The organism is Pseudomonas sp. M20, assembly GCF_045037865.1.
Classification (GTDB): Bacteria; Pseudomonadota; Gammaproteobacteria; order Pseudomonadales; family Pseudomonadaceae; genus Aquipseudomonas.
Genome location: NZ_CP173611.1, coordinates 564973 through 585432 on the forward strand (window position 1 = coordinate 564973; position 20460 = coordinate 585432).

The 20460-nt window shown below is 58.1% G+C and carries 19 protein-coding genes and 2 pseudogenes; 14 read left to right on the forward strand and 7 right to left on the reverse strand.

Annotated elements, in window-relative coordinates; all coding sequences use genetic code 11:
- The first annotated feature begins 194 nt into the window (after nt 1-194).
- Entirely contained in the window at nt 195-1892 is a 1698-nt protein-coding gene (gene fadD1, locus ACI514_RS02440; protein WP_405123018.1) for a long-chain-fatty-acid--CoA ligase FadD1, read from the forward strand.
- A gap of 255 nt (nt 1893-2147) precedes the next feature.
- On the opposite strand, the gene ACI514_RS02445 is transcribed toward fadD1, so the two are convergent.
- Nucleotides 2148-2525 (reverse strand): hypothetical protein, encoded by a 378-nt coding sequence (locus ACI514_RS02445; protein ID WP_007917843.1) that lies wholly within the window; start codon nt 2523-2525, stop codon nt 2148-2150.
- 197 nt (nt 2526-2722) lie between these two features.
- Here ACI514_RS02445 and ACI514_RS02450 point away from each other — a divergent pair, with 197 nt between their 5' ends.
- From ACI514_RS02450 to def, 3 genes are all read left to right on the forward strand, one after another.
- Entirely contained in the window at nt 2723-2914 is a 192-nt protein-coding gene (locus tag ACI514_RS02450; protein WP_160059145.1) for a CsbD family protein, read from the forward strand.
- 164 nt (nt 2915-3078) lie between these two features.
- The gene (locus tag ACI514_RS02455; protein WP_077574243.1) at nt 3079-4029 is read left to right on the forward strand and encodes a YihY/virulence factor BrkB family protein; all 951 of its coding nucleotides are present in this window, start codon (nt 3079-3081) and stop codon (nt 4027-4029) included.
- A 2-nt stretch (nt 4030-4031) separates the two neighbouring features.
- Nucleotides 4032-4571, forward strand: coding sequence for a peptide deformylase (gene def, locus ACI514_RS02460; RefSeq protein WP_405123019.1), 540 nt, complete (start codon nt 4032-4034; stop codon nt 4569-4571).
- Nucleotides 4572-4694: 123 nt separating this feature from the next.
- Here def and ACI514_RS02465 read toward each other — a convergent pair whose 3' ends face one another.
- Nucleotides 4695-5111, reverse strand: a complete 417-nt coding sequence (locus ACI514_RS02465) for a GNAT family N-acetyltransferase (protein ID WP_160059143.1) — start codon at nt 5109-5111, stop codon at nt 4695-4697.
- Between the two features lie 325 nt (nt 5112-5436).
- Here ACI514_RS02465 and ACI514_RS02470 point away from each other — a divergent pair, with 325 nt between their 5' ends.
- From ACI514_RS02470 to ACI514_RS02495, 6 genes and pseudogenes are all read left to right on the forward strand, one after another.
- Nucleotides 5437-6378, forward strand: a complete 942-nt coding sequence (locus ACI514_RS02470; RefSeq protein WP_160059142.1) for a fatty acid desaturase — start codon at nt 5437-5439, stop codon at nt 6376-6378.
- Between the two features lie 137 nt (nt 6379-6515).
- A complete protein-coding gene (locus ACI514_RS02475) occupies nt 6516-7307 on the forward strand; it encodes a phosphate/phosphite/phosphonate ABC transporter substrate-binding protein (protein ID WP_405123020.1) in 792 nt (263 codons plus the stop codon).
- 189 nt (nt 7308-7496) lie between these two features.
- Complete coding sequence (locus ACI514_RS02480; protein ID WP_160059140.1) at nt 7497-8024, forward strand: sigma-70 family RNA polymerase sigma factor; 528 nt, start codon at nt 7497-7499, stop codon at nt 8022-8024.
- Entirely contained in the window at nt 8021-9034 is a 1014-nt protein-coding gene (locus tag ACI514_RS02485; RefSeq protein ID WP_405123021.1) for an ABC transporter substrate-binding protein, read from the forward strand. Before ACI514_RS02480 ends, ACI514_RS02485 begins: the two co-directional genes overlap by 4 nt.
- A gap of 567 nt (nt 9035-9601) precedes the next feature.
- Nucleotides 9602-10378, forward strand: a pseudogene (locus ACI514_RS02490) (PAS domain-containing protein); the annotation flags it as partial.
- Between the two features lie 120 nt (nt 10379-10498).
- Nucleotides 10499-10921, forward strand: a pseudogene (locus ACI514_RS02495) (methyl-accepting chemotaxis protein); the annotation flags it as partial.
- Between the two features lie 132 nt (nt 10922-11053).
- Here ACI514_RS02495 and ACI514_RS02500 read toward each other — a convergent pair.
- From ACI514_RS02500 to ACI514_RS02510, 3 genes are all read right to left on the reverse strand, one after another.
- Nucleotides 11054-11599 carry a hypothetical protein gene (locus ACI514_RS02500; protein WP_160060129.1) on the reverse strand — a complete coding sequence of 182 codons (546 nt, stop codon included), beginning with the start codon at nt 11597-11599 and terminating at the stop codon, nt 11054-11056.
- Nucleotides 11600-11753: 154 nt separating this feature from the next.
- On the reverse strand, nt 11754-13184 hold the full coding sequence (locus tag ACI514_RS02505) for an MFS transporter (protein WP_405123022.1): 1431 nt from the start codon (nt 13182-13184) through the stop codon (nt 11754-11756).
- 127 nt (nt 13185-13311) lie between these two features.
- The gene (locus tag ACI514_RS02510; protein ID WP_034153370.1) at nt 13312-13752 is read right to left on the reverse strand and encodes a PACE efflux transporter; all 441 of its coding nucleotides are present in this window, start codon (nt 13750-13752) and stop codon (nt 13312-13314) included.
- 123 nt (nt 13753-13875) lie between these two features.
- Here ACI514_RS02510 and ACI514_RS02515 point away from each other — a divergent pair, with 123 nt between their 5' ends.
- Nucleotides 13876-14748 (forward strand): LysR family transcriptional regulator, encoded by an 873-nt coding sequence (locus ACI514_RS02515; RefSeq protein WP_160059135.1) that lies wholly within the window; start codon nt 13876-13878, stop codon nt 14746-14748.
- 248 nt (nt 14749-14996) lie between these two features.
- Here ACI514_RS02515 and ACI514_RS02520 read toward each other — a convergent pair whose 3' ends face one another.
- Nucleotides 14997-16028 (reverse strand): LacI family DNA-binding transcriptional regulator, encoded by a 1032-nt coding sequence (locus ACI514_RS02520; protein ID WP_405123023.1) that lies wholly within the window; start codon nt 16026-16028, stop codon nt 14997-14999.
- A 215-nt stretch (nt 16029-16243) separates the two neighbouring features.
- Between ACI514_RS02520 and ACI514_RS02525 the strand changes: the two genes are divergently transcribed.
- The gene (locus tag ACI514_RS02525; RefSeq protein ID WP_160059133.1) at nt 16244-16777 is read left to right on the forward strand and encodes a gluconokinase; all 534 of its coding nucleotides are present in this window, start codon (nt 16244-16246) and stop codon (nt 16775-16777) included.
- Between the two features lie 82 nt (nt 16778-16859).
- Nucleotides 16860-18215, forward strand: a complete 1356-nt coding sequence (locus ACI514_RS02530) for a GntP family permease (RefSeq protein ID WP_008082018.1) — start codon at nt 16860-16862, stop codon at nt 18213-18215.
- Nucleotides 18216-18391: 176 nt separating this feature from the next.
- Here ACI514_RS02530 and alaC read toward each other — a convergent pair whose 3' ends face one another.
- The gene (gene alaC / locus ACI514_RS02535) at nt 18392-19609 is read right to left on the reverse strand and encodes an alanine transaminase (protein WP_077574233.1); all 1218 of its coding nucleotides are present in this window, start codon (nt 19607-19609) and stop codon (nt 18392-18394) included.
- 139 nt (nt 19610-19748) lie between these two features.
- Here alaC and ACI514_RS02540 point away from each other — a divergent pair, with 139 nt between their 5' ends.
- Nucleotides 19749-20411: a LysE family translocator gene (locus tag ACI514_RS02540; RefSeq protein WP_405123024.1), complete on the forward strand. Its 663-nt coding sequence runs from the start codon at nt 19749-19751 to the stop codon at nt 20409-20411.
- Nucleotides 20412-20460 lie beyond the last annotated feature (49 nt).

A 20460-nucleotide genomic window follows, 5' to 3' on the forward strand; every position in this document is an offset into this window, starting at 1 on the left:
GATGGTCTTGAGTCATCATAGTGACTGTAGGGGCTGCTTTTGGCTCTAGTCGACCCTTGGCAAAGCTGCTACTCTCGGCGCGCTTTGTGACTTCTCGGCCTATATAAAAGCCAGATTCACCAATACCAAACACACACCAATAATAATCGCATCAAATGCGGTGAAGAATTCGCGTTGCTGAGGAGTGGGCTTCCATGATCGAAGACTTTTGGAAGGATAAATACCCGGCTGGAATTGCTGCCGACATCAATCCGGACGAGTATCCGAACATTCAGGCAGTGTTGAAGCAATCCTGCCAACGCTTCGCCAACAAACCGGCTTTCAGCAACCTGGGCAAGACAATCACTTACGGTGAATTGTATGAATTGTCCGGTGCGTTTGCCGCGTATCTGCAACAGCATACCGATTTGCAGCCCGGCGATCGAATCGCCGTGCAACTGCCCAACGTTCTGCAGTACCCGGTGGCCGTCTTCGGTGCGATTCGCGCCGGGCTGATCGTGGTCAACACCAACCCGCTGTACACCGCGCGGGAAATGGAACATCAATTCAACGACTCCGGTGCCAAGGCGCTGGTGTGCCTGGCAAACATGGCGCACCTGGCCGAAGCCGTGGTGCCGAAAACCGGCGTCAAACACGTCATCGTCACTGAAGTTGCCGACCTGCTACCGCCGATCAAGCGCCTGCTGATCAATAGCGTCATCAAGTACGTGAAGAAAATGGTCCCGGCCTATCACCTGCCGAAAGCCGTCAAGTTCAACGACGTGCTGAGCAAGGGCCAGGGCCAACCGGTGGCCGAAGCCAATCCCGACAGCGGCGATGTGGCGGTGCTGCAATACACCGGCGGCACCACTGGTGTGGCCAAGGGCGCGATGCTGACTCATCGCAACCTCGTCGCCAACATGCTCCAGTGCAAAGCGCTGATGGGTTCCAACCTCAACGAAGGTTGCGAGATCCTGATCACGCCGCTACCGCTGTACCACATCTATGCGTTCACCTTTCATTGCATGGCGATGATGCTGATCGGCAACCACAACATCCTGATCAGCAACCCGCGCGACCTGCCGGCGATGGTCAAGGAACTGTCGAAGTGGAAGTTCAGCGGTTTCGTTGGCCTCAACACGCTGTTCGTGGCGCTGTGCAACAACGAAGGGTTCCGCAAGCTGGATTTCTCGGCGCTGAAAGTCACCTTGTCCGGCGGCATGGCCCTGCAACTGGCCGCTGCCGAGCGCTGGAAAGCGGTTACCGGTTGCGCCATCTGCGAAGGTTACGGCATGACCGAAACCAGCCCGGTGGCCACGGTCAACCCGATCCAGCACATCCAGATCGGCACCATCGGTATTCCGGTGCCATCGACCTTGTGCAAAGTCATCGACGATGCCGGTGTCGAGCAGCCGCTGGGTGAAATCGGCGAGCTGTGCGTCAAGGGCCCGCAAGTGATGAAGGGCTACTGGCAGCGTCAGGAAGCTACTGATGAAATGCTCGACAGCGAAGGCTGGTTGAAAACCGGTGACATCGCGCTGATCCAGCCGGACGGCTACATGCGCATTGTCGATCGCAAGAAAGACATGATCCTGGTCTCCGGTTTCAACGTTTATCCGAACGAACTGGAAGACGTACTGGCAACTCTGCCGGGCGTGTTGCAGTGCGCGGCCATCGGCGTGCCGGACGAGAAGTCGGGCGAGGCGATCAAGATTTTCATTGTCGCCAAGCCGGGCGTCACCCTGACCAAAGAGCAAGTGATGGATCACATGCGTGCCAACGTCACTGGCTACAAGGTGCCGCGCACGGTGGAGTTCCGCGATGCGCTGCCGACCACTAACGTCGGCAAGATTTTGCGTCGTGAGTTGCGTGATGAAGAGCTGAAGAAGATCAAGGCCAAGTCCGCCGCTTAAAAACACCAAGCCCCGCAGATGCGGGGCTTTTTGTTGGTGTATGCGAGGGAGTTTGCAGTGTCCGGTAAATCCTACCCCCTCACCCCAGCCCTCTCCCCCAGGGGGGCGAGGGGGAAGGGAGCCGATCGGGGGGCTGTTTAGAATCTGAGTTCAACTCGGAATCTCAGGTCGGCGTAGCTCGCCCAAACAACTCAGTCGGTCCCCTCTCCCTTTGGGAGAGGGCTAGGGTGAGGGGAAAAGGGGACAGCACAAATCCTACTGACGAAACGGCGCAAAATTCACGTTAGTCCCCGCCGGACGCATGTCCTGCAGATACGAATCCTTGTCCGCACTCAATTCCAGGCTCAATGCCGCTTTACGCTTGCCTTCATTGCGAATCACCAGCCCTTCAAGCTTTTCACGCAGAAACACCGTCGGCACTTTCAGGTGCAGCAGTTCATCGGTGGCCGGGGTGTGCATCAGCAGGTGAATCCACTCGTACTGACCGATGGCCAGACGCGACACCGGCAGGTCGAACCACCAGATGTTGCGGTTACGGTTCAGTTCGGCGAAGTGGCAGTTGTTGGTGCCGAGCACGGCGCCGCCCAGTTCCTTGTTGCGTCGGGCGATGGCCTGCGTTTTATCGAGTTTCATAACATTCCTGCGGGATCGGTTCCTGGCGCGTGGCGCCCATATGGTGGGCATTCTCGTGGGTTGGGCAGCAAACATAAAGCCCAACCTGCACGCCGCGACGAAATGAACCCCCGAAAATAAATGAAACTTGGCGCAAACCCGGCCAGTCAATCATTACGTACTGACTTTTCCCCCTAAATGCACCAAGGAGAAACACCATGAGTAGCACAGGCGATAAAGTAAAAGGCATGGCCAACGAAGCCGTCGGCAACGTCAAGCAAGGCGTCGGTAAAGCCACCGACAACACCAAGTTGCAGGCCGAAGGCAAGATTCAAGAGAAAAAAGGTGAGGCCCAGCAAGCGGTCGGCACAGCCAAGGACGCCGTCAAAAAAGGTGTCGACAAGGCGTAACTCAGCCTTGAACGAAATACACGAGCGGCCATCCAAGGATGGCCGTTTTTGTGTCAAAAGCCTGTTGCGACCCGACGAGGTTCGCCAAACAGGCTAACGTGATGTAAAAAACGGCCCCTGAGTCGCCACGACTTCAACCTGTATTGCGGCGAAAGGAGACGCGAATGATTTTTCCGGACATGAAAGGTCTGCCCCTGCACCGGGTGATGGTGCGCACAGTCACTGAATTCGTCGACGACGAGATGTCGACCTACGCTTCGGCACTGGCCTACCAGATGCTGTTCTCGCTGTTCCCGTTCATTCTGTTTCTGATCGCCCTGATCGGTTTCCTGCACTTGCCGGACTTCTTTTCGTGGCTGCGTCTGCAATCGGAACTGGTCCTGCCACCGCAGGCGCTGGAGCAGGTCAATCCGGTGATTGACCAGTTGCAGCAGTCCAAGGGCGGCCTGCTTTCCGTCGGTATCGTTATCGCCCTGTACACCGCCTCCGCAGGCGTGCGCTTGATGATGAGTGCGATGAACGCGGCGTACGACGTGGTCGAAGGCCGACCGGTCTGGAAGCGCTTCCCATTGTCGATTGTCTACACCGTCGGCATCGCCGGCATGCTGCTGGTGGCCGCCGCGCTGATGGTGCTCGGGCCGCAGGTGATGGGCTGGATCGCCGCGCAAGTGGGACTGGAAGACTTCATCGTCACCGTTTGGACCATCGCACGCTGGCCGGTGATCGTGATTCTGATGATGGTCGCCGTGGCACTGATTTACTACGTGATGCCCGACGTCAAACAGGAATTCCGCTTTATCACCCCAGGTTCGGTATTGGCGGTGGTGGTGTGGATCATCGCTTCGTTGGGTTTCGCCTTCTACGTGAAAACCTTCGCCAACTACAACGCGATGTATGGCAGCATCGGCGCAATCATCGTGCTCTTGCTGTATTTCTACATCTCCGCCGCGGTGTTGCTGCTGGGAGCGGAAATGAACGCGGTGATCGAGCACATGTCCAGCGAGGGCAAGGATGCGGGTGAGAAAGTCCCCGGCGAACTCGATGAACATCCCAAACAACACGTCTCGGGCCTGGGCCGCGATCATTCGCTCAAGCCGGACACTGACGAAGTCTGATCATGATTCGTGAAATTCTGAAAATGGGCGACGAGCGCCTGCTGCGCATTGCTCCGCCCGTGCCGGCGGAAATGTTCGACAGCCCTGAGCTGTGGCAACTGATCGACGATATGTTCCAGACCATGGAAAGCGTCGGTGGCGTTGGCCTGGCTGCGCCGCAGATCGGTGTCGATCTGCAATTGGTGATCTTTGGTTTCGAGCACAGCGAGCGTTATCCGGACGCTGAAGCGGTGCCGCAGACGATCCTGATCAATCCGTTGATCACCCCGCTGAGTCCGCTGACGGAAGAGGGCTTTGAAGGCTGTCTGTCGGTCCCGGGTTTGCGCGGTGCCGTGGATCGTTATCAGCAGATTCGCTACGAAGGGTTTGATCCGAAAGGTGAACCGGTTGTGCGCATCGCTTCAGGTTTTCACGCACGCGTTGTGCAGCACGAATGTGATCACCTGATCGGCCGGCTGTACCCGTCGCGCATCACCGATTTCAGCAAGTTCGGTTTTACCGAAGTGATGTTCCCCGACCTCGATCCCGCAGCAGACGACTAATCCCCGAGAACACCACAATCCCCTTGTAGGAGTGAGCCTGCTCGCGATAGCGGTATGTCAGTCACCGAAAATGTCACTGACATACCGCTATCGCGAGCAGGCTCACTCCTACAGGGTTTTGCATCAGATTGACGGTCTCAGTTCCATCGCAATCATCGGCTTGCTCCGCGCATACCGGCTCAAGCGCTCCGCCATCGCCTGGGGCAGCGCCGGGTCGAACGTGAACCCGCGTCTCTCGTAAAACTCACGCAAATCCGGATGACAGAACAGCCACACCGGCTCGCTCACATCCTGCACTGCCGCTGCGATCAGCTGTGCGGCAACGCCCTGTTCACGACACCCCGGATCCACAAACAGCCCGGTCAACCATTGCCCGCCGGACACCGGCCGCAAGCACAACGCGCCCACAATCTCTCCGCGCCGCGCGACCCACAATTGCGCATCGCGAACGGCTTTCATAGAGGACTGGTGGCTGCGGTAAAACTTGTTCATCAACGGCCAAAGCGACTCGTCGAGCAGGCTGTATCGGGTGTCGGGCATGGGATCGGACTGTCGGTGGGCAAAGCGCCGATTATAAAAGAACGCACGGCTCTGGATAGGTGTATACCTGACCTCACATCCCCTGTGAGTGGAGTAGGCATCATGTCCAAAGGTATGGATTCAAAGAAAGCCGCGAAGAAGAAACCGGCCAAGACCGCGATTGAAAAACGCGCAGAGAAGAAAGCCAAAAAGGTCGACATCTTCGGTCACTGATAACGCCTTTCCGGAGCCCGGTTCTCGGGCTCCCGCCTGCATCCAAAAATAATCTGCAAGATTGCACCGCGTCGTTGCACAGAAGGGGATGAATCCCGTTCCGAGCAATGCCATGTCCCATTACTTCGACGCCGCCCATCGTAAGCAGATCGAAACCCTGCGCCAACGCGTCACCGCCCGTACCGAGTGGCCGACCTGGCTGTTGCTGATCGGCGTCTATGCTGGCTGGTTCGCCATTGTGCTCAACAGTCACTGGCTGGGCCGTGCCTTGAGCACGCTGTTGCTGATCCCGCTGGTGGTGTTGTGGCTGTCGGTGCAGCACGAGTTGCTGCACGGCCATCCGACACGCTGGGTGCGCTTCAACAAGATCCTTGGCTATGCGCCTTTTGCCGTGTGGTATCCGTACACGCTGTATCGCGACAGCCATTTGCTGCATCACCGCGATGAGGATCTGACCGTGCCCGGCGTCGATCCGGAAAGCCGTTACCTCACCCGCGCCGGCTGGCAGGGCAGTTCGCTGTTCGAACGCTGCCTGCACTGGTTGAACAAAACCGTGCTCGGACGCTTCGTGATCGGCGCACCGCTGGCGCTGATGGCGCTGGCCAAAGAAGAGTTGCTCCGGCTGAAGAATGGCGAACGCCAAGCCTGGTTGATGTGGCTGACCCACGGCCTGTTCACGTTACTGATGCTGTGGTTCATCGCCCGTTTCAGCGCGCTGCCGGTCTGGCATTACCTGCTGCTGATCAGCGTGCCGGCGCTGTCGATCGCGATGATCCGCTCCTATTATGAACATCGCCCACACGCGCAGCCTGAGCAGCGCACGGTGTTGAACGAAGCGGGTTGGCCGTGGCGCTGGTTGTTCCTGAATCTGAATTTTCATCTGGTGCATCACGACTTGCCCAAGCTTGCGTGGTACGACTTGCCCACGGTTTACCGGATGCATCGCGAGCAATGGATTGCGCGCAGTGGCGGGTTTCTGGTCCAAGGGTATGGCGAGTTCTGGCGACGCAATGGCTTCAAGCCGATCGACAGTCCAGAGCATCCTTACCACTGACCCAAGAACACCGCAACCCCTGTAGGAGTGAGCCTGCTCGCGATAGCGGTGTGTCAGGCACTGAAGATGTCACTGATGCACCGCTATCGCGAGCAGGCTCACTCCTACATTGGATTTGTGTTTACCGGGAAAAATGTATGACCCAACACCACGCCGAACTCCTGATGTACATCGCCCCCGAGCCAATCCGCGCGGCGAATGAGCGCTGGATTGCGCGCATTCTCGAGCAACTTGGCCACACTCGCCTGAGTGCTGAAGGCCTGTCACTGCGAGAACTCTGGTTATCCCCCGATCTGCTGCTCACGCAGACCTGCGGTTACCCGCTGATGACTGCATTGCGCGGACAAGTGCGCATCGTCGGCCGCCCACGCTACGAACTGCCCGACGCCAGCGCTGGCAATCATTGCAGCCTGATCCTTAACCGGGTTCATGACCCACGCAAAACCTTGGCGGAGTTCCGCGACAGGCGCGGGGTGATCAACAGTGAGGACTCCAACAGTGGCATGAACCTGCTGCGTCAGCGCTTGGCGCCACTGAATCAGGACGGACAATTCTTTGCCTCGGTCGGCATCAGCGGTGGCCATCGCGAGAGCCTGCGCTGGTTGCGCGAAAACCGCGCCGATCTTGCTGCCATCGACAGCGTCACCTGCGCCTATCTGGCGCAACATGCGCCGGAAGAAGTCAGTGCCTTGCGGGTGATAGCGCGCAGTGCGTGGAGTCCGACCTTGCCGTTCATTACGGTAGGTAGCGCTACGGATGAGCAGGTCGAGCAGCTCCGACAGGTAATGAATGAAACCTTGCGCGAACTCCCTGATGTCGCACAGACCTTGGGATTGCCTGAGGTGATTGCGGCCAGTGAGCGCGATTATCAAATCCTGCTCGATTATCAGCGCGAGGCTGAAGAACTTGGCTATGGCCGCTTGCGCTAAAGATCGCAGCCTCCGGCAGCTCCTACAGGGGATCAGTGTAGGAGCTGCCGAAGGCTGCGATCTTTTGTTTTTATATTTCAGAATAGAATATAAAAATGAAATATAAGTATTTTTAAAGAATAAGGCGCCTTGCTACGATCGCGCCACCGGAACACCGGACATTCAGCGACCCCTCATCAAGGAGCCCCTATGTCCGGCGCCGAGCTTTCCCATCGTCACACCGTGGACAGTCTGTTTCGCGCCCACTATCGCTGGCTCTGTGCTTATCTGCGCGGTCATCTGCACGACGCGGCCGGCAGCGAAGACATCGCCGCCGAAACCTTCGCCCAATTGCTTGAAGCCCCGGCACTGAGGGCCATCCGCGAACCTCGCGCCTTGCTGACGACTATCGCCCAGCGTCTGCTCTATCAACGCTGGCGGCGCGGTGATCTGGAGCGTCGTCATCGCCAGCAACTCGATGTCGATTACGCCGTCTCGCCTGAAGACCTGGTCACGCTATCGCAAACCCTCAACTGCCTCGATCACAGCTTGCAGCGCCTGCCCGACAAAGTCCGCACGACGTTTCTACTCGCGCGCATCGACGGCCTGACCTACCCGCAAATCGCCGCCGAACTGGGCATCTCCCAGCGGTCGGTCAGCGAGTACATGAACCGTTCCCAAGCGCTGTGCGATCGCCACAGCGCCAACCAATCCCTGCAAGACAAGAGGTCCGCATGAGATCGATCAAAACCCTGCTCGGCACTTCGTTGCTGGCGTTGAGCCTGAGTGTCGGCGCTGTTTCGGCGACGGAAAAAAACGCGCCGATCCACTTCGGCGATATCACTTGGGAAAGCGGCAGTTTCATCACCGAAGTGCTGCGTCTGATCGTAGAAAAAGGCTACGGCTACTCGACCGACACTTTGCCCGGCAGCACGGTCAGCCTTGAGGCCGCGCTGGCGAAAAACGATATTCAGGTGATCGGAGAAGAATGGGCCGGGCGCAGTCCAGCGTGGGTCAAAGCGGCCGCCGAAGGCAAGGTGTTCGGTTTGGGCGACACGGTCAAAGGCGCAACCGAAGGCTGGTGGGTGCCGGAGTATGTGATCAAGGGCGACCCCGAGCGGGGCATCAAAGCGTTGGCGCCGGAGTTGAAATCGGTGGCGGACCTGCCGCGCTACAAAGACGTATTCCGCGACCTGGAAGATCCAACTCGCGGACGCTTCCTTAACAGCCCGACCGGTTGGACCTCGGAGATCGTCAACAGCCAGAAGCTCAAGGCCTATGCGCTGAACGACAGCTTCGTGAATTTCCGCACCGGTTCCGGCGCGGCACTGGATGCCGAGGTGGCATCGTCGATCAAACGCGGTAAACCGGTGTTGTTCTACTACTGGTCACCGACGCCGCTGCTGGGGCGATTCAAACTGGTGAAACTGGAAGAACCGCCGTTCGATGCCGAGGCCTGGAAGACGTTGGCCGATGCCAATAACCCAAACCCCAAAGGCACCCGCTCGATGCCGGCGAGCCTGGCGATTGGCGTATCGGCGCCGTTCAAGGCGCAGTATCCGGAGTTGGTGGCGTTCTTCGAGAAAGTCGATTTGCCGATTGATCTGTTGAACCAGACTTTGGCGGGGATGAGTGAAAAACGTTTGCAGCCGAGGTTGGTGGCGGAAGCGTTTTTGCGTGATCAGCCGCAGGTCTGGAAGCCTTGGGTGCCTGCGGAGGTGGCGACCAAGGTGACTGGAAGTTTGTAAGTCGTTTCTGTCGTTTTTGTAGCGCTATAACTTTTGCCTTCGCGAGCAGGCTCGCTCCCACAGGGGGAATGCGTTCCAAAGGTGGGAGCGAGCCTGCTCGCGAAAGCGTCCGCCTCGCCGACGATTCTCCCCGCGCTGAACCGTTTCTTGTGCAAAAAGTGCCAGATACTGGCCGACTAATGGCCTTGCGCAGGTCTTTGCACTGGCTATGCTTCTCGTAACTAACTATGTCGACCGTCATGTCAAAACATGGCTGAAACACATCGTTGGTCCGTGAATTCATGCTGCCAGAGTGCGCAACCCAAGGCACCGACACTGAACCAACAAGGAGCGTCGCTTACATGGAAGTTCTTCAACGCGTTAGGGCTGGCCCGCGTGCGGGCTATCAAGAGAAGGATGTCTTGATTAGAGCGTCGCTGCATGGACTCTCCGATTGATCATCATTTATCACCTGACAACTTCCTCCCGTGGAGGAATGCGTGTGCCTGTTCTGTGGAACGTAGTGGTGGATCTTGAAAGAACTGAACTTTCATCAAATCAAAAGTCCGCGCGGAAGGTGATACAACCATGTTCAACCTACATCACAAGGCTGACCTGCAGCAGATCGAGCGATTCAGCTGCGCCTTGACCGAGGCCAACGCCAAGCTGGAAGCGATCAGCCGTTCGATGGCAATGATCGAGTTCACCCCTGACGGCATTGTTCTGGATGCCAACGAAAACTTCTGCAAGACCATGGGCTACAGCGCCGATGAAGTGCGTGGTAAACATCATCGGGTGTTTTGTGAAGAGGTGTTCTACCGCAGTGAGGAATACGCAAAGCTGTGGCGTGACCTGGCCCGTGGTGAACCGATCAGCGGGACTTTCCTGCGTTTGAACAAGGCCGGCAGGGAAGTCTGGCTCGAAGCCAGTTACATGCCGGTATATGGCCCGGACAAGCAAGTCAGAAGTGTGATCAAAGTGGCGGCGGACATCACCGCGCGGATCAACAAGGAACACGAAGAAGAAAGCATGCTGGCCGCGATTGGTCGCTCGATGGCGGTGATCGAGTTCACCCCGGAAGGCAATGTCATTACCGCCAACGACAACTTCCTCAAGACCATGCAGTACTCGCTCAACGAAATCGTCGGCCATCATCACAGCCTGTTCTGCCATCGCGCCGAAGCCGAGTCCTCGCAATACAAGGCATTCTGGGCCTCGCTCAATCGCGGCGAATATCACTCGCATCGTTTCGAGCGCAAGAACAAGTCCGGGCACATGGTCTATCTGGAAGCGTCGTACAACCCACTGTTCGACGCTAAGGGCCGCCTGTACAAAGTGGTGAAATTCGCCAGCGACATCACCCATCAGATGACTACGTTGCAGAACGCTGCCGAATCGGCCCACAGCACTTCGGTACAAAATGACGCCTGCGCGCAAAAAGGCTCACAGGTCGTGCAGCAAACGGTGCAGATCATTCAGGACATTTCCCGCGACCTCAACGAAGCTGCGTCCAGTATTGATGCGGTCAGCAAACAATCGGACATCATCGGCACCATCGTGCAGACCATTCGCGGGATTGCCGATCAGACCAACTTGTTGGCACTTAACGCTGCAATTGAAGCGGCGCGGGCCGGTGAACATGGGCGTGGCTTTGCGGTGGTCGCGGATGAGGTGCGTAGCCTCGCGGCGCGGACCAGTCAGGCGACGCTGGAAATTGTCGAGGTGGTGCGCAAGAACCATGACCTGTCGTTGAGTGCGGTGTCGAGCATGCAGTCGAGTTTGAGCCGTACCGGGATCGGGGTTGAGTTGGCGAATGAGGCGGGGGAGGTGATTCTGGAGATCCAGCAAGGATCGCGGCATGTGGTGGATGCGATCAGCCAGTTCAATGAAACCCTGCAACTGAACTGACGCCGATCAACCAAAACATTGTGGGAGCGAGCCTGCTCGCGAAGGCGATGGAACATTCAACATCCACGTTGATTGGTTCACCGCCTTCGCGAGCGGGCTCGCTCCCACATTTGATTTCAGGCGACCTGGAAATCAGAGCGCAGCAAGAAACTTGTCCGCCTGCTTGTCGCTGTCCTTCACATCGTTGTCTTTCTCAGCCTGCGCCAACTTCATCTTGTCCTGCAAACGCTCGGCGATCTCCTTGCCGACGGCCAGTTGTTTCTCCGGCGGCATGGCTTTGATGTCATCTTCGGTCAGCCCCATCGACTGCAGGATACTGTCGCGCAGACGCTGTTCCGGCGTCTTGCTCATGTAGTCCTTGAATTCGTCGGTGGCGGATTTTGCCGAGGCGCTGGTGGCATCGGTCGATTGCAGGCCCACGCGCGTTTTGGCGAAAGCTTCGTCGACGTTGTCGCTGATGCGCGAGGCTTCGCTGACTTGCTGGGTGGCGATCTGCGTGGCCGAGTCCTGCACCTTGGCAGTGGCTTCAGCGGTTTGCGCCTGGGTCTGGTTTTGCAGGGTTTGCAGCATGGCGCCGTGCAGGCCACCTTGCAGACCGGCGGCTGCCGTGGTGGTGGCATCTTCATTCAGCGCTTTGGGCAGGTGAATGATTTGCTGTTGTTTGGCACTGATCAACATGATGTGCAGACCTGTAGGTAATTGCTGACTGGCTTAGCAGAGCAATTACTGTGCCTTCTGAATAAATCCTTTTATTTCAACGGATTGATCATTGATCAGGTCTTCGTAGCGGTCATCCCTTGCCGATAAGCGGCAGAGGATGACCGCTGCGCCGTCAGCGATGCGCAATATTCTCCAGTGCCAGATTGCGTGTGCGCGGGCCGAACCAGCCGATGGTCAGCATCACGATCAGCATGCTGCTGACGATGAATGCCAACACTCCCGGCGTGCCGAAATTATCCAGGAACATCCCGATCAGCAAACTGCTGAACACCGTCGACAAACGACTGAAGGAATAACAGAAGCCGACGGCGCGGGCGCGAATGTTGGTCGGAAACAGTTCGCTCTGGTACGAGTGATAGCTGAAGCTCAGCCAGGCGTTGCAGAACGTGATCATCACCCCGCAGAAGATCAGCCCGAAGGCACTGGTCTGCAGAGCGAACAAGGTGCCGAAGGTCATTGCGCCGAGGGCCGAGCCGACGATCTGCCATTTGTTCTCGAAACGGTTGGCGAACTTCACGAACAGCAGCGGCCCAAGCGGGTAGGCGAGTGTGATGATGAACGCATACATCAAACTATGGGTGACGCTGACACCTTGGCCGGACAGCAGCGCCGGCAACCAATTGCCGAAACCGAAGAAGCCGATCGCCTGAAAGATGTGGAATACGATCAGCATCAACGCGCGACGGCGATACGGTGGCTGCCAGATATCCGCGAAGCGACCCTTGCCTTCGACATCGACCGGGACCGTTTCGGGCACGTCCAGTGGCTTGCCGTGATCCTTCTCGCATCGTGCTTCAATGCCATCGAGAATCCGGTTGGCTTCCTCAAAGCGGCCTTGCTGCGCGAGCCAGCGCGGCGATTCCGGCAGACGTTTGCGCAGCCACCAGATAAACAGCGCAAACACCGCGCTGGCCAACACCACCCAACGCCAGCCGGATACCCCGAACGGCGCTTGCGGCACTAGCCACCACGACATCAGTGCCACCGCCGGCACCGAGAGGAACTGCACGAAAAACGCGAAGGCAAACGCCGAACTGCGCATGCGTTTGGGTACCAGCTCCGAGAGGTAGGCGTCGATGGTCACTAGCTCGATGCCCAGGCCGATGCCGACCAGAAAGCGCATGCAGATGATGCCCGGTGCCGAACTCTGAATCCCCATTAACACCGTCGCCACCGTGTACCAGACCAGGGCGAAGGTGAAGATCGCGCGACGACCGAAGCGGTCCGCCAACGGGCTCAGCAGGCTGGCGCCGAGGAACAGGCCGAGGAATGTTGCCGAGGCAAACGCCGCTTGATCGGAGAAACCGAACACACCCTGATTACCGGTGGCAAAGATGCCATCGCGAATCAGCCCGGGGCTGATGTAGGCGGTCTGGAACAGGTCGTAGAGTTCGAAAAAACCACCGATCGACAGCAGCGCCACCAAGCGCCAAATCGTCGCGACCGCCGGAAGGCGATCGATGCGGGCGGACACCTGAGCGGCGCGGATCGGGTCGATGCCGTCGCGTTGCGCGGCGGCGGGAGCAGGGGCGTGAGCAGTCATAGGCTGATCCTTTTTTTTTATTAATGGAAAAGCTTAGCCTGCTATCGGAGTTAACGTATTGTGAATATCGTTGATTTAATCAGCTAATCCGCTGATTTCTAGCAATACCTGCTTACAAATTAACGATTTATGCCGCAGCCGCCGAATCCGGTAGCGCCGAGGCTGGCAGCCCGAAGATCCTGTCGAATAGCCAGTTGAAGGCAAACGTGTAGCACGGAATGAAAATGATCAACGCCAGATCCAGCAGAAACGCCTGCACCAGGCTGATGTTCATCCACCAGGCAATCAACGGAATCAGGAACACGATCAACGTCAGTTGAAAACCGACGGCGTGCGCAATGCGTCGTTTGACTGTGCGGGTGCGCGATTGCTGGCGACTTTCCCAGTGCTCGAACAGCGAGGTGTAAATGAAGTTCCAGGTGACGGCGATGGTGGTGATGATCACCGCCAGCGGCCCGGTGCTGCCCGGCGACGTGCCGGACAACAACGCCAGACCGAGGGCGGAGAAGGTCATGCCGATCACTTCGTAGAGCGACACATAGACCAGTTTGCGTTTAACGCCTTGCATGGGGGATTTGCCTCTTTCTTGCCGTTTGTTGGCCAGTGGGACTGGCGAAGGCGGCGAAAGATAGCTTCAATAGGGCTGACAGAAAAAGTCAGCTACTTTCAGTTCTATTGATAGGTGTTTGATGTGAATTTCAACAGCGACAGCATCGAGCTGTTTCTTGCCGTGATCGAGCGTGGCTCGTTTTCGGCGGCGGCGCGTGCATTAGGTCGGGTGCCCTCCGCCGTCAGTATGGGTATTGGCAACCTCGAGGCCGAACTCGGTTATCTGCTGTTCGACCGCAGCCATCGCGAACCGCAGCCCACGGCGATGGCGCTGTCACTGGTGCCGCACGCGCGGCTGATTGCCGAGCAGCTTAAACAGTTGCAAGTGCATGCCGTGGAGCTGTCGCTTGGGCTGGAGAGCAAATTGTCGATTGGCGTGGTTGCGGACATCGACCGAGGTCGTTTGCTGGCGGCGATCAAAGTGATCGCCGAGCGCCATCCATTGCTCGATATCGAAGTGCTGACCGCGCCGCAGGATGACGTGCTGGCAATGCTGCACAGCGGCCGCGTCAGCGTGTGTCTGGCGTTCGCCGGGTTGAGCATGAATGTGCTGGAGCGCTTTCAGTTTGTCGGCAGCGAACGGATGATCGCGACGCTGGCGGCGGACAGTCCGCTGTTGCAGGGGCAGGATGTGTTTCTCGAAGACCTGGTGCATGTGCGGCAGATCATCGTTGCCAGTCGCGACTTGCCGATCAGTGAAACGCGGCCGTTGGTGGCGGAGTCGTATTGGCGCACCGACAGTCTTGAGACGGCGATGGAGATGGTTGAGGCGGGATTGGGTTGGGGTAATTTTCCGTTGTCGGTGGTGCAGGCACGGTTGGACAACGGACGGCTGAAACGGCTGAATTTCCGCAACATCGAAAACGGTCTGGTGATGCCGGTGCATGCGGTGTGGCTCAAAAGCCAGCCACTACAGAAAGGCGCACTGGCCCTCGTCGACCTGCTCAGCCACTGAACATTGCGCAGATCCCCTGTAGGAGTGAGCCTGCTCGCGATAGCGGAGTGTCATTCAACACATGCATCGCCTGACACACCGCTATCGCGAGCAGGCTCACTCCTACAAGGGTTGTGTTTCAACTCAGCATTTGTGAGCACCACATAAAACTGTGAGCTGCCGAAGGCAGCGATCTTTTGATCTTGTTTTCAAGAGCAAAATCAAAAGATCGCAGCCTTCGACAGCTCCTACAGGGGATTGCGACAGTTTCAGGTACTTTCGCGAATCTTCAGTTCGAAGCCCATGTCTTCAACCGGGCGCGCCACGCTGTTACCGGCCATCAACGTCAGCATCTGCTCTGCCGCTCGCCGACCAATCGCTTCTCGCGGGGTGTTGATGCTGCTCAGGCGCGGCACCATGTGCTCGGACATCGGCAAGTCGTTGAAACCGAGAATCGCCACTTGTTCGGGAATCTTGATGCCGCTGCGCAATGCTTCCAGCAACGCTCCCTGCGCCAGGTCGTCGTTACCAAAGAAGATCGCATCAACATCCGGATGCGCCGCCAGCAACTGCAAAAACAACTCGCCGCCCAAGCCCACCGATGAAGAGCGAGGCGTCAGCACTTCCAGATCCGGGTCATAACGGCCGGCCTTCTGCAGTGCTTTGCGGAAACCTTCACCGCGCAACAACGTGCGCTGATCAAGCTGCGCGCCAATGTAAGCCAGACGCTTGCGCCCACGAGAGAGCAAATGCTCGGCCGCCGTTTCACCGGCACTGAGCTGCGAGAAGCCGACGCAATTTACCCCGGCGGCGCTGTCCAGTTCCATCATGTACACGCACGGGATATTGCTCGCCTCGATCATCCGCCGCGAACTTTCCGTGCGATCAAACCCGGTCAACAAGAAACCGCGCGGCTGATAAGCCATGTAGTTGCGCAGCAGGTTTTCTTCTTCATCGCGCGAGTAGTGGAAGTTGCCGATCAGCACTTCAAAACCCTTGGGTGTGAGTACCCGATGAATGGCTTCCAGGGTGTCGATGAACAACAGATTGGACAGCGAAGGCACTAACACGACGACCGAATGGCTCTGCGCCGAGGCCAACGCCCGGGCAGCAGGATTGACTACATAGTTGAGTTCAAGCGCAGCTTTCTGGACTTTTTCCACCAGTTCGGTGGCGACCGTGCTGACCCCACGCAAGGCGCGGGAGGCGGTAATCGGGCTGACACCGGCCAGGCGGGCAACTTCATTCAGGGTGGGACGGCCGGTGGTGCGGGTATTTTTATCGTTTTTAGGGGTGGTCATCGACGGCTTGCCAAACAAAAATCAAGGCACTAAGGTAGCGCTGTCCTGATGCAGCTGTAAATGCGTAAGCGAGGTCCTGCCTGATCTTCGCTTTTTGGTGTCGGGAACAAACCTGCTGCAACCCAAAAAAACGACAAGAAGGCGTCGGCAACTTCTGCCTGTGCACTAGAGTCATAGCTAGCAAAGGTAGCGCTGTCTGCGCGCTGAGGTGTTATATGAGTCATCCCATCACCGCCCTGGTCATCATGGGCGTTGCCGGTTGCGGCAAGACGTGCGTCAGCGAGGCCCTGTGCCAATTGAGCGGCGCCACTGCCATTGAAGGCGATACTTTCCATCCGGCCGCGAACATCGACAAGATGAGCGCGGGGATCCCCCTGAACGACGACGACCGCGCCGGCTGGCTCGACAGCCTGTGCGATGAACTGCGTCGCGTCGATGCGTCGGGCAAACGCCCGGTGCTGACCTGCTCGGCCCTTAAACACAGTTATCGCGAAGTGTTGCGCAGTGCCTTGCCGGGCCTGGGCTTCGTGTTTCTTGAATTGACCCCTGAAGTTGCCGCTGAGCGTGTGTCCCATCGTCCGGGCCACTTCATGCCGGCCACGTTGATCGAAAGCCAGTTCGCCACCCTCGAATCGCCGAAGGGCGAGCCGTTGACCCTGGCCCTGAACGCTTCGATCCACAGCGTTGAAGAACTGGCGTCCCAGGCTCATGTCTGGTGGCAGGCCCACGGTCTGAAGCAGGCGGTATGAGTGTGTTGAAAGAGATAGCGCTGTCCTCCCGACTTCTGTTTAACCCGCTTTAATAACAACAACAATCCAGGAGACACCCCCAATGTTTGGCATGTCCCATGAGACGTTCCTGCTGCTCGATGCAGTGGTCACGGTAATCGGCCTGATTATCCTGATCACCAAATTCAAGATTCACCCGTTCATTTCCCTGACCATCGCCGCCGCGTTCCTCGGCCTGACGTCGGGCATGCCGATCGGCACCATCATCAAAGCGTTCCAGGACGGCTTCGGTGGCGTGCTCGGTTTCGTCGGCATCATCCTCGCGCTGGGCACCATGCTCGGCAAAATGATGGCCGAGTCGGGCGGGGCGGATCAGATCGCCCAGACCCTGATCCGTGCGTTCGGTAAAGACAAAGTCCAGTGGGCAATGATGTTCGCCGCGTTCCTGGTGGGCATTCCGCTGTTCTTCGAAATCGGCTTCGTATTGCTGATTCCGCTGGTGTTCATCGTTGCGCGTCGCACCGGTGTGTCGATCATCAAGATCGGTATCCCGCTGCTCGCCGGCCTGTCCGCTGTGCACGGTCTGGTGCCACCGCACCCGGGTCCGCTGCTGGCCATCGGTGTGTTCGGCGCTGACATCGGCAAGACCATTCTTTATGGTCTGATCGTTGCGCTGCCGACCGCCATCATTGCCGGCCCGATCTTCGGTACGTTCATCGCCAAGCACATTCCGGGTCACCCGAATCAGGAACTGGTCGATCAACTAGCCCGCGAAAATGACGACTCGACCACGCTGCCGAGCTTCAGCATCACCCTGATCACCGTGCTGCTGCCAGTGTTCCTGATGCTGCTGAAAACCTTCGCTGACGTCGCGCTGCCGGACGGTCACTTCTTCCGCACCTGGATGGACATGATCGGTCACCCGATCTCGGCGCTGCTGCTGGCATTGCTGCTGTCGCTGTACACCTTCGGCCACAAGCAGGGCATCGGTTCCCAGCAGATGCTCAAGTGGCTCGACGCGAGCCTGGCGCCAACCGCCGCGATCATTCTGATCATCGGTGCTGGTGGTGGCTTCAAGCAGATGCTGGTGACCAGCGGTGTGGGCGATGTGATCGGCCACATGGCGGTCAGCGCACAGATCTCGCCGATCCTGCTGGCGTGGCTGGTGGCAGCGGTGATCCGTATCGCGACCGGTTCGGCGACTGTGGCGACCATCACTGGCGCGGGCATTGTGGTGCCGGTGGTGGGGATGATTCCGGGCGTTAACCGTGAGCTGCTGGTACTGGCTACCGGTGCCGGTTCGTTGATTCTGTCGCACGTGAATGACGCCGGTTTCTGGCTGGTGAAGCAGTACTTCAACATGACCGTGGCCGAGACGTTCAAGACCTGGACGGCGATGGAAACCATCCTCTCGGTGGTTGCGTTGGGCTTTATCCTGCTGTTGTCGCTGTTCGTGTAAGCGCTTCTTGCAGACACAAAAAAACCGCAGCGATGCGGTTTTTTTGTGGGTGAAATTTCGAGGCCGGACACATTCCCTTGTAGGAGTGAGCCTGCTCGCGATAGCGGTGTGTCAGTGCCATTTACGGTGACTGACACACCGCTATCGCGAGCAGGCTCACTCCTACAGGTTTTGCGTTAGCCGCCAGTTTTTGCGACTAATCCATCGGCCCGGAACATCCCGCGAATCCCGCGCACCGCCTGACGAATCCGGTCCTGGTTTTCGATCAGCGCGAAGCGCACGTGATCGTCGCCGTACTCACCAAACCCCACTCCCGGCGAGACGCACACCTTGGCCTCGGCGAGCAGCTTCTTGGCGAATTCCAGCGAACCCAAATGCGCGTACTGCTCGGGAATCTTCGCCCAGACATACATCGACGCCTTCGGATTTTCGACCATCCAGCCCAGTTCATGCAGACCTTTGACCAGCACATTACGACGCTGACGATACTGCTCGGCGATGTCGCGCACACACTGCTGATCACCTTCCAGGGCGGCAATCGCCGCCACTTGCAGCGGGGTGAAGGTGCCGTAGTCGTGGTAGCTCTTGATCCGTGCGAGGGCGTTGACCAGTTCCGGATTACCGACCATGAAACCGATGCGCCAGCCGGCCATGTTGTAGCTCTTCGACAGGGTGAAAAACTCCACCGCGATGTCCTTGGCGCCCGGCACCTGCATGATCGATGGCGCTTTCCAGCCGTCGTAGACGATGTCGGCGTATGCCAGATCGTGAATCACCAGCACGTCGTACTGCTTGGCGAGGGCGATCACCCGTTCGAAGAAATCCAGTTCCACACACTGTGCAGTCGGGTTCGACGGGAAACCGAGGATCATCATTTTCGGCTTCGGAATCGAACCGCGAATGGCCCGTTCCAGTTCGTCGAAGAAGTCCACGCCCGGCACCAGCGGCACCGAACGCACCTGGGCGCCGGCAATCACCGCACCGTAGATGTGAATCGGGTAGCTCGGGTTTGGCACCAGCACGGTGTCGCCCTGATCGAGGGTCGCCAGCATCAAGTGCGCCAGGCCCTCCTTGGAACCGATGGTGACAATGGCTTCGCTTTCCGGGTCGATATCGACCTCGTAGCGCTGCTTGTACCAGTTGGAAATCGCCCGGCGCAGGCGCGGAATGCCCTTGGATGTGGAGTAGCCGTGGGTGTCTTCGCGTTGGGCAACTTGTACGAGTTTTTCGACAATGTGCGGCGGCGTAGCCCCGTCGGGGTTGCCCATGCTCAAGTCGATGATGTCTTCACCACGACGACGCGCGGCCATCTTCAGCTCGGCGGTGATGTTGAAAACGTAAGGGGGGAGTCGATCTATGCGCGCAAAGCGGCGCGGCGAACCTTGTTCAGCCATTGTTGCCTCGGATAACGTAAGCGCCCGGAACCGTCCGAGCGACGCTGGTCACTGCGGTGACCTGTGGCGGAAGATAAGGTCAGTGATGGCATACTGTCCAGCCCGTTTGTAAACAATTTTGTCCCAAGGAAATCGGTAGATGGAATTCACCAGCGGCTTCTTGCTGAGCCTTTCGCTGTGCCTGGATATCGGCGTGGCCAACATCGCAATGATCACGCTGGCGATGCAGCGCGGTTACTTTCAGGGCTTTGCGCTGGGCCTCGGCACTTGCGTCGGCGACCTGATCTACGCGGTGCTGGCGCTGGCCGGGATGACGGTTTTGCTGCAGTACGAAAGCGTGCGCTGGGTGCTGTGGATCGGTGGTTCGGCGCTGCTGATCTACTTTGCGGCGAAGATGATCTACTCGGCGATTCATCACGAAGCGCAACTGGCCGCGACCGCCGAGGTAGGGCAGAACTCCCATCGCAAGGAGTTCTTCCGGGGGATTTTTCTCGCGATGTCATCGCCAAGCGCGATTCTCTGGTTTGCCGCTGTTGGCGGAACGTTGATCGCGCGTTCCGGTGGCGGTGGGCCGCTGAGTTCGGCGCTGTTCCTTGGCGGTTTCCTTTGCGCCGGGCTGCTGTGGTCGGCGGGTTTATGCTTTGCCGCGAGCCACGGTGGCAAGCTGCTGGGCGACAAGCTATTGCGCTATTCCTACATGGCATCTGCAGCGATCTTCTGCTATTTCGCAGTTTACGTGATCGTATCCGGCTATAACGAGTTTGTCGGTTCGGGCGCCGTCGAGCAGTTGCACACGCTGTAAGCGTGCGAATTGGGTTTGGCTTTCTATACTCCCAGCCGAACCCCTTTTT

Excerpts from the sequence above, each read along its gene's own strand:
- fadD1 (WP_405123018.1), top strand. The coding sequence starts at position 195 with ATGATCGAAGACTTTTGGAAGGATAAATACCCGGCTGGAATTGCTGCC.
- ACI514_RS02445 (WP_007917843.1), bottom strand. The coding sequence starts at position 2,525 with ATGAAACTCGATAAAACGCAGGCCATCGCCCGACGCAACAAGGAACTG.
- ACI514_RS02450 (WP_160059145.1), top strand. The coding sequence starts at position 2,723 with ATGAGTAGCACAGGCGATAAAGTAAAAGGCATGGCCAACGAAGCCGTC.
- ACI514_RS02455 (WP_077574243.1), top strand. The coding sequence starts at position 3,079 with ATGATTTTTCCGGACATGAAAGGTCTGCCCCTGCACCGGGTGATGGTG.
- def (WP_405123019.1), top strand. The coding sequence starts at position 4,032 with ATGATTCGTGAAATTCTGAAAATGGGCGACGAGCGCCTGCTGCGCATT.
- ACI514_RS02465 (WP_160059143.1), bottom strand. The coding sequence starts at position 5,111 with ATGCCCGACACCCGATACAGCCTGCTCGACGAGTCGCTTTGGCCGTTG.
- ACI514_RS02470 (WP_160059142.1), top strand. The coding sequence starts at position 5,437 with ATGTCCCATTACTTCGACGCCGCCCATCGTAAGCAGATCGAAACCCTG.
- ACI514_RS02475 (WP_405123020.1), top strand. The coding sequence starts at position 6,516 with ATGACCCAACACCACGCCGAACTCCTGATGTACATCGCCCCCGAGCCA.
- ACI514_RS02480 (WP_160059140.1), top strand. The coding sequence starts at position 7,497 with ATGTCCGGCGCCGAGCTTTCCCATCGTCACACCGTGGACAGTCTGTTT.
- ACI514_RS02485 (WP_405123021.1), top strand. The coding sequence starts at position 8,021 with ATGAGATCGATCAAAACCCTGCTCGGCACTTCGTTGCTGGCGTTGAGC.
- ACI514_RS02500 (WP_160060129.1), bottom strand. The coding sequence starts at position 11,599 with ATGTTGATCAGTGCCAAACAACAGCAAATCATTCACCTGCCCAAAGCG.
- ACI514_RS02505 (WP_405123022.1), bottom strand. The coding sequence starts at position 13,184 with ATGACTGCTCACGCCCCTGCTCCCGCCGCCGCGCAACGCGACGGCATC.
- ACI514_RS02510 (WP_034153370.1), bottom strand. The coding sequence starts at position 13,752 with ATGCAAGGCGTTAAACGCAAACTGGTCTATGTGTCGCTCTACGAAGTG.
- ACI514_RS02520 (WP_405123023.1), bottom strand. The coding sequence starts at position 16,028 with ATGACCACCCCTAAAAACGATAAAAATACCCGCACCACCGGCCGTCCC.
- ACI514_RS02525 (WP_160059133.1), top strand. The coding sequence starts at position 16,244 with ATGAGTCATCCCATCACCGCCCTGGTCATCATGGGCGTTGCCGGTTGC.
- ACI514_RS02530 (WP_008082018.1), top strand. The coding sequence starts at position 16,860 with ATGTTTGGCATGTCCCATGAGACGTTCCTGCTGCTCGATGCAGTGGTC.
- alaC (WP_077574233.1), bottom strand. The coding sequence starts at position 19,609 with ATGGCTGAACAAGGTTCGCCGCGCCGCTTTGCGCGCATAGATCGACTC.
- ACI514_RS02540 (WP_405123024.1), top strand. The coding sequence starts at position 19,749 with ATGGAATTCACCAGCGGCTTCTTGCTGAGCCTTTCGCTGTGCCTGGAT.